At 65.7% G+C, this 1,151-nt stretch carries 1 pseudogene; it reads left to right on the top strand.

Annotation, left to right across the window (positions count from 1 at the left end):
- Nucleotides 1-1,151 (top strand): annotated as a pseudogene (locus tag BMI01S_RS37675) (ArnT family glycosyltransferase); the annotation flags it as partial.

The following is a 1,151-nucleotide window of genomic DNA, read 5'->3' as shown; positions in this document are numbered from 1 at the left end:
GCTCGCGCTTGCCGCCGTCCGCTGGCTGCTGTGGCTCGCCGCCGTCGCGATACTGAGCGCGTGGCTGCTGCCTGGCACGCTCGGCCACCAGCCATGGAAGCAGGATGAGACCTATACGTTCGGCATCATCCAGCACATGCTCGACACCGGCGATCTGATCGTACCCACCAACGCCGGGCAACCATTCGTCGAGAAGCCGCCGATCTACGACTGGGTTGCCACCGGCCTCGCGTGGATGTTCGGCCGCTATCTGCCGCTGCACGACGCGGCGCGTCTCGCGAGCGTGCTGTTCGGCAGCTTGACCCTCTTCTGCACGGCACGGATCGTACGCCGCGCGGTGGCAGCGTCGAGCTGGTTCGACCTGCGCGTGATCGGCACGCTTGCGTTGTTCGCCGGCACGCCCATCGTCGTCAAACACGTACACGACCTGATGACCGACGTCGCCTTGATGGCAGGCGCCGCGTCGGCTTCTGTGGTTTGTTCGAGTTGGTGTTGGTCCATACAGGCGATGGCGCTGATGCCGCTCAAGCAGAGCCGCCGCCCGACTCTGATGGCCGGCGCCACGCGATCATCAGCGCCGCAGCAATGTTCGGCGCGGGTGTCGGCGTATCGCTGCTCGCCAAAGGCCTGTTCGTGCCTCTCGTTTTCGGCGCAACCATCCTCGCGCTGCTCGCGCTGTATCCCGGTTGCCGCAGCCGCAGGTTTGCGGGCGCGCTCGGCATTGCGCTGCTGGTTTGCGCGCCGTTCATACTGATCTGGCCGATCTGCTTCTATCTACGCTCGGAAACGCTATTCAAAGTCTGGCTGTGGGACAACAACGTCGGGCGCTTTCTGGGTTTCTCGGTGGCCGAACTGGGCTCCAGGAACGAAAGCCGCCTGTTCGTTTTGCGCACCATTCTGAGTGTCGGCTTTCCGGTGGTGCCGCTCGCGCTGGCCGCGCTCGCCCGCGGCGCATGGCGGCGCTGGCGCGCTCCGGAAGTGGCATTGCCGGCGATCTTCGCGGGCATCGGCTTCGCCGTGCTGCAAAGCTCGGCGACGGTGCGCGAGTTGTATATCCTGCCGTTCATTGCGCCGCTCGCGTTGCTGGCGATGCAAGGCGTCGATGCGCTGCCGCGCCGTCTGCATGCGAGCTGGGATATGGCGAGCCGCGT

Origin of the sequence: Paraburkholderia mimosarum LMG 23256 = NBRC 106338 (assembly GCF_000739815.1) — a bacterium.
GTDB classification, from domain to species: domain Bacteria; phylum Pseudomonadota; class Gammaproteobacteria; order Burkholderiales; family Burkholderiaceae; genus Paraburkholderia; species Paraburkholderia mimosarum.
Note: the sequence above shows the minus strand (reverse complement) of the source record. Positions and strands in the feature narration are given on the sequence as shown.